Raw genomic sequence first — 5764 nt, 5'->3', positions numbered from 1 at the left:
ACCACGGCGCGCACGGCCTCGGCTGCGCAGACATCGGCCTCGTTGCCCGTGGACAGCATGTAGCGCCCGCCGATGCCCGCGCGGCGCAGGCCGCCGTAGAGAATGGCCGCGCCCGCACCGCTCTGGCTGACGATGGCCACGGGGCCGTCGGCCGGCGCGTTCTCGTTGATCATGGTCGAGAAGTTGAGGATGGCGCCCGTGGCGAAGTTGGCCACGCCCTGGCAATTGGGGCCGAACAGGCGCAGCCCGCCGCCTGGCGCCCTGCGCGCCCGCGCCACCAGGTCGGCCTGCTGCCGGCGGCCTTCCTCGCCCAGCTCCGCAAAGCCCGAGGAATAGATCACGGCCAGGCGCGCGCCCACGGCCACGCAGTCGTCGATGGCGGCGGCCACGTCCTCGCCGGGCAGGCTGATGACCACGGCGTCGGGCGCCTCGGGCAGCGCGCGCAGCGAGGGGTAGGCGGCCAGGCCCTGGACCTCGGCGCGCTTGGGATTGACGGGCAGGATGCGGCCCGCGAAACCATGGCGCCGCAGGTAGTCGATGGGCCGGCCACCGGCCTTGATGGGGTTGTCGGATGCGCCAAGGATGGCGACGGAGCGGGGGTTCAGTGCTTGCAACAGAGACATGCGTACCTCATCAATCCAAAGACAAGGCTTCGCGCTGGATGACTTGGCCCCAGTCGGCCACTTCCTTGGCGATGCGCTGGCCGAACGGCGCGGGCGGCATCATCACGGGCTCGCCCTGGCTGCTGAGCACGGCGCGGATGCGTGCGTCCTGCAGCACGCCCCTGGAGGCCTCGTAGAGCCGGTTGACGATGGCCGGCGGCGTGCCTGCGGGCGCCAGCAGGCCGGCCCAGAAGGTGACGTCGAAATCGGCATAGCCGGCCTCGGCCATGGTGGGCACCTCGGGCAGCTGCTGCATGCGCCGGGGCGCGGTGACGGCCAGCGCCACGAGCTTGCCGCTGGCGATGTGGGGCAGCGCGCTCCAGGTGTCGAACTGCGTGTCCAGCTCGCCGCTGAGCACGGCCATCTGGGCCTGCGACGCGCTCTTGTAGGGCACATGCGTGGTCTTCACGCCCGTGCGGTTGCTCCAGGCCGCATAGGCCAGGTGGGCGATGTTGCCGGGGCCGGCAGAGCCGTAGCTGAGCTTGTCGGGATGGCCCTTGGCGAAGGCGATCACATCCTTGGCCGAGCGGATCTGGTGCTTCTGCGCCCACTCGGGGTTGACGGTGAGGATGAAGGGCGCATCCAGCACCATGGTGATGGGCGCGAAGTCCTTGGCGCGGTAGGTGATCTTCTTGTAGATCTGGGGGTTGATGGTGATGCTGCTGGAGTTGGTGACCAGCAGGGTGTAGCCGTCGGGCGCGGCGCGCGCCACCTCGCCCACGCCGATGGCGCCGTTGGCGCCGGGCTTGTTCTCCACCACCACGGGCTGGCCCAGCGACTTGCTCAGCGGCTCGGACAGCGCGCGTGCAATGGTGTCGGTGAACGAGCCTGCAGGGAAGCCGACCACGATGCGCACGGGGCGCGTGGGCCACTTGTCCTCCTGGGGGGCCTGGGCCTGGGCCGCCGTCGCGGCGCAGATGGTCAGGCAGGGCGCCAGGCACAGGGCCAGGGCGGTGCGGCGCGAGGGCGCGCGCGGTTGTCTGGTTGCCATTGCTTTGTCTCCTTGGGTTTTTATGCGTTCAGGGCCGCAGGCCGAACTGCGGCGCTCCGGCCTCGCGCAGCGGCGCGGCCAGTTCCACGAATTCGCTGAGCAGGGCGCGCGTGTCGCGCGGATCGATCACCTCGTCGATGCCGAAGGCCTCGGCCGTGCGGAAGGGCGAGGTCAGGCTGCGCACGCGCTGCTCGATCTCAGCGCGCTTTTGCACGGGGTCGTCGGCGCCTTCGATCTCGGCCTTGTAGGCCACCTCCAGCCCGCCCTCGATGGGCAGCGAGCCCCAGTTGGCCGAGGGCCAGGCATAGCGGAAGTTGAAGCGGCCCATGTGCTGGTGGCCGGCCGCCGCCACGCCGTAGGCGCGGCGGATGAGGATGCTGCACCAGGGCACGGTGGCCTGGTAGACGGCGGCCAGGGCGCGCACGCCGTAGCGCATGACGCCGGCCTTCTCGGCCTCCACGCCGATCTGGAAGCCCGCGATGTCCACCAGGTTGACCACGGGCAGGTGGAAGGTCTGGGCCATGTCCACGAAGCGCGTGAACTTCTCGGCCGAGGGGCCGTCCCAGCCGCCGCCGTAGAAGTACGGGTCGCTGGCCACCACGGCCACGGGCCAGCCGTCGATGCGCGCCAGCCCGGTGACGATGGCCCGGCCCCAGTGGCGGCCCGTCTCCAGGAAGGAGCCCTCATCGACCAGGCATTCGACGATGGGCCGGATCTTGTAGACCTTGCGGCCATCGCGCGGAATGGCCGACAGCAGCCATTCGTCGCGCCGCCGCGGATCGTCCTGCGGCGCGGTGCGCGCAGGCAGCTCGTACACCGACGATGGCAGGTAGGACAGGAAGCGGCGCACGCGCTCGAAGGCCTCCTGCTCGGTGGCCACCTCGTCATCGACCACGCCGTTGCGCGTGTGCACCTGGCTGCCGCCCAGCTCGTTCTTGGTCACGTTCTGGCCGATGCGCGCCACCACGGGCGGGCCGGCATTGAACAGCTGGGCGGTCTCCTTGACCATCACCGAGTAGTGGCTGGAGGCCACGCGCGCCGCGCCCATGCCGGCCACCGAGCCCAGGGCCAGCGAGACCACGGGCACGGTGGACAGGTTCTGCACCACCTGGCTCCAGACCTTCATGGTGGGCACGCTGGTGTAGCCCTTGGTCTCGATGTTGCGCACCGAGCCGCCGCCGCCCGTGCCGTCCACCAGGCGCACCATGGGCAGGCGCAGGTCGTGCGCCATCTTCTCGGCAAAGATCAGCTTGTCGCCCACGGCGCCGTCGTTGGCGCCGCCGCGCACCGTGAAATCGTCGCCCACCACGACCACGGGCCGCCCGCCCACGCGCGCCCGGCCCATGATGAGGTTGGAGGGCGTGAAGTCCGTCAGCCTGCCCAGGCTGTCGTACTGGCCCGAGCCGGTGAGCGAGCCCACCTCCACGAAGGACTGCGCGTCCGTGCAGGCATCGATGCGCTCGCGCACCGTGAGCTTGCCCGCGGCCTTGTGCCGCGCCACCTTGTCCTCTCCGCCCAGTTTGGCCGCCAGTGCGCGGCGGTATGCGATCTCGTCCACTTCGGGTTGCCAGCTCATGTCGTCGTGTCTCCTTTTGCCTGTGGAGATGCACAAGGCGTGCCAGAACGCAGTGCGTTGAATTCAAAGGATTTTTTCCACAGTCGATCTCCGTGTGTCCACATCAAGGACAACCTCGAAGACACGGGTTGGGTACTGTCTTCAATGGAGACACCACGGGGACAGGCCCGTGGCCTGCGCGCCGCTAGAGTGCGTTCAATCCCAGCCACTGCCCGCCATGCCCATGCCCAGCTCCCCCGACCACCGATTCGGCGTTCTCGTCTGGCGGCGCGACTCGCCCGAGCCCGTGGCGCGGCTGGGCCTGGCGCAGGAGCCGCTCCTGCATGCAGCCGTCACCGAGGCCCTGGCCCGCGCGCACGGCGACGGGCACAACCCCATCGGCCATGGCCAGTTGCTGCACGTGGAAACACCGGGCCCGCGCGGCACGGTGGCCCGCCATGTGGCCGTGGTGCTGGCCGATGCCGAGGGCGAGGTCGCCCTGCTGCGCCCGGCCGACGAGGCGGCGGCGCTGTTCGACATGGTGGCCAGCGTGCCCTTCGCCTTCGCCATCCTCAACATGTTCCTGACCAACCCGTACCAGGCGATCACGGTGGCCGACCATGAAGGGCTGATGCGCTACATCAGCCCCGTGCACGAGAAGTTCTTCGGCCTGGCGCCCGGCACGGCCGCAGGCCGGCGCGCCGAGGACGTGATCCCCAACTCGCGCCTGCCCCATGTGGCACGCAGCGGCCGCGCCGAGATCGGCGACCTGCAGCAGCTGGGGCCGGGCGTGAGCCGCATCGTCAACCGCGTGCCGGTCTACGAGGGCGGCGCCGTGGTGGGCGCCGTGGGCCAGGTCAGCTTCAGCGGCGTGGAGGCACTCAACCGCATGCAGCAGCGGCTGAACCAGCTGCATGACGAGGTGCAGCACTACAAGCGCGAACTGAGCCAGTTGCGCGGCGGCACGCCCACGGCGCAGATGGTGGGCGCCAGTGCCCCCATGCAAAGGCTTGCACGCGAGATCGACGCCGTGGCGCGGCTGGACGTGCCCGTGCTCATCCTGGGCGAGAGCGGCAGCGGCAAGGAACTGGTGGCCCAAGCCCTGCATGCGCGCGGGCGCGATGCCGAAGCGCCCCTGGTCAGCCTCAACCTCGCGGCCCTGCCGGCCACGCTGATCGAGTCCGAGCTGTTCGGCTACGAGGCCGGCGCCTTCACGGGCGGGCGCAGGCAGGGCCAGCCCGGCAAGCTGGAGCAGGCCGAGGGCGGCACGCTCTTCCTCGACGAAGTGGCCGACATTCCCATGGAGATCCAGGTCAAGCTGCTGCGCGTGCTGGAGGACCGCCAGGTGCAGCGCCTGGGCGCGCACAGCGGCCGGCAGGTGAACTTCCGCATCGTGGCCGCCACGCACCGCGACCTGCGCGGCCTCATCGACAGCGGGCGCTTCCGGCTGGACCTGTTCTACCGCCTCAGCGGCGTGGTGCTGCATGTGCCGGCCCTGCGCCAGCGCCTGGAGGACATCCCGGCCCTGGTGCAGCGCTTTGCCCAGTCGTTCTGCGAGCGCAACGGCATTGCGCTGCCCCGTATCGCGCCCGGCGTCATGCCTTACCTGGCCCGCCAGGCCTGGCCCGGCAATGTGCGCCAGCTGCGCCAGCGCGTGGAAGAGGCCCTGGTGTTCTGCGACGGCCACCTGCTGGGCGTGGACAACTTCGCGCGCCACGAGGACCCGCTGGCCGGCGCACGGCCTTCGCCCGTTGCCGAGCCCGGCCTGCCCGCCACCGGCGCCGTGGCCCCGCTCAAGGACCAGGAGCGCAATGCCATCCTCGACGCCATCGCACGCTGCGGCGGCAACAAGAAGCTGGCCGCGCAGGAGCTGGGCATCTCGCGCTCCTACCTCTACAAGGTGCTGGGCGCGGCATCGCCCGGCTGAGCCTGTCGGGCCGAGGGCAGGGAATTCGAGACAGCGGCTGGCCGCACCGTTGCCATACTAGGCACCCCGTACCCACTGCCGCCCCTGCCGCACCCGGCGCCCCGAATGCAAGACACCCGAGACGCGCTCGAACAGCGCCAGATCCCCATCTACTTCGCCGCCGTGGCCCTGGCCGCGGCCGCCGCCTGGGCGCTGCCCGGCACGGGCGTGCTGGAGCGCGCCATCAACCCCGCGCTGGCGCTGATGCTCTATGTGACCTTCTTGCAGGTGCCCGTGGCCGAGCTGCGGCGCGCCTTCGGCCAGGTGCGCTTCCTGACCGCGCTGATGACGGCCAACTTCATCGTGGTGCCGGTGCTGGTCTGGGCCCTGCTGCAGTTCCTGCCCGCCGACCCCCTGCTGCGCCTGGGCGCGCTGCTGGTGCTGCTGGCGCCCTGCATCGACTACGTGGTCACCTTCTCCCACCTGGGGCGCGCCGATGCGCGCCTGCTGCTGGCGGCCACGCCGGCCCTGCTGATCGCGCAGATGCTGGCCCTGCCCGGCTACCTGGGCCTGTTCCTGGGCGACGATGCGGCGCGGCTCGTGCAGGCAGGGCCTTTCCTGCATGCGTTCGTGTGGCTGATCGCCGTGCC

At 70.6% G+C, this 5764-nt stretch carries 4 protein-coding genes and 1 pseudogene; 2 read left to right on the top strand and 3 right to left on the bottom strand.

The window, feature by feature from the left end; all coding sequences use genetic code 11:
* The 3 genes from L995_RS30390 to L995_RS30380 all read right to left on the bottom strand — a co-directional run.
* On the bottom strand, positions 1 to 623 hold a 623-nt coding region (locus L995_RS30390), incomplete at its 3' end, for a CoA-binding protein (protein WP_047475169.1).
* A 10-nt stretch (positions 624 to 633) separates the two neighbouring features.
* Positions 634 to 1653 carry a tripartite tricarboxylate transporter substrate binding protein gene (locus L995_RS30385; RefSeq protein WP_016451976.1) on the bottom strand — a complete coding sequence of 340 codons (1020 nt, stop codon included), beginning with the start codon at positions 1651 to 1653 and terminating at the stop codon, positions 634 to 636.
* Between the two features lie 28 nt (positions 1654 to 1681).
* Positions 1682 to 3229 carry an acyl-CoA carboxylase subunit beta gene (locus L995_RS30380; protein ID WP_046241328.1) on the bottom strand — a complete coding sequence of 516 codons (1548 nt, stop codon included), beginning with the start codon at positions 3227 to 3229 and terminating at the stop codon, positions 1682 to 1684.
* 223 nt (positions 3230 to 3452) lie between these two features.
* On the opposite strand from L995_RS30380, the gene L995_RS30375 reads away from it, so the two are divergent.
* Positions 3453 to 5135 (top strand): sigma-54 interaction domain-containing protein, encoded by a 1683-nt coding sequence (locus L995_RS30375; protein ID WP_047475170.1) that lies wholly within the window; start codon positions 3453 to 3455, stop codon positions 5133 to 5135.
* 105 nt (positions 5136 to 5240) lie between these two features.
* Positions 5241 to 5764, top strand: a pseudogene (locus L995_RS30370) (arsenic resistance protein); the annotation flags it as partial.

The sequence above is a fragment of the Delftia sp. ZNC0008 genome, from assembly GCF_000799035.1.
Classification (GTDB): domain Bacteria; phylum Pseudomonadota; class Gammaproteobacteria; order Burkholderiales; family Burkholderiaceae_C; genus Comamonas; species Comamonas tsuruhatensis.
Note: the sequence above shows the minus strand (reverse complement) of the source record. Positions and strands in the feature narration are given on the sequence as shown.

Coding starts and splice junctions, on each gene's coding strand:
- L995_RS30385 (WP_016451976.1), bottom strand. CDS start 1,653: ATGGCAACCAGACAACCGCGCGCGCCCTCGCGCCGCACCGCCCTGGCC.
- L995_RS30380 (WP_046241328.1), bottom strand. CDS start 3,229: ATGAGCTGGCAACCCGAAGTGGACGAGATCGCATACCGCCGCGCACTG.
- L995_RS30375 (WP_047475170.1), top strand. CDS start 3,453: ATGCCCAGCTCCCCCGACCACCGATTCGGCGTTCTCGTCTGGCGGCGC.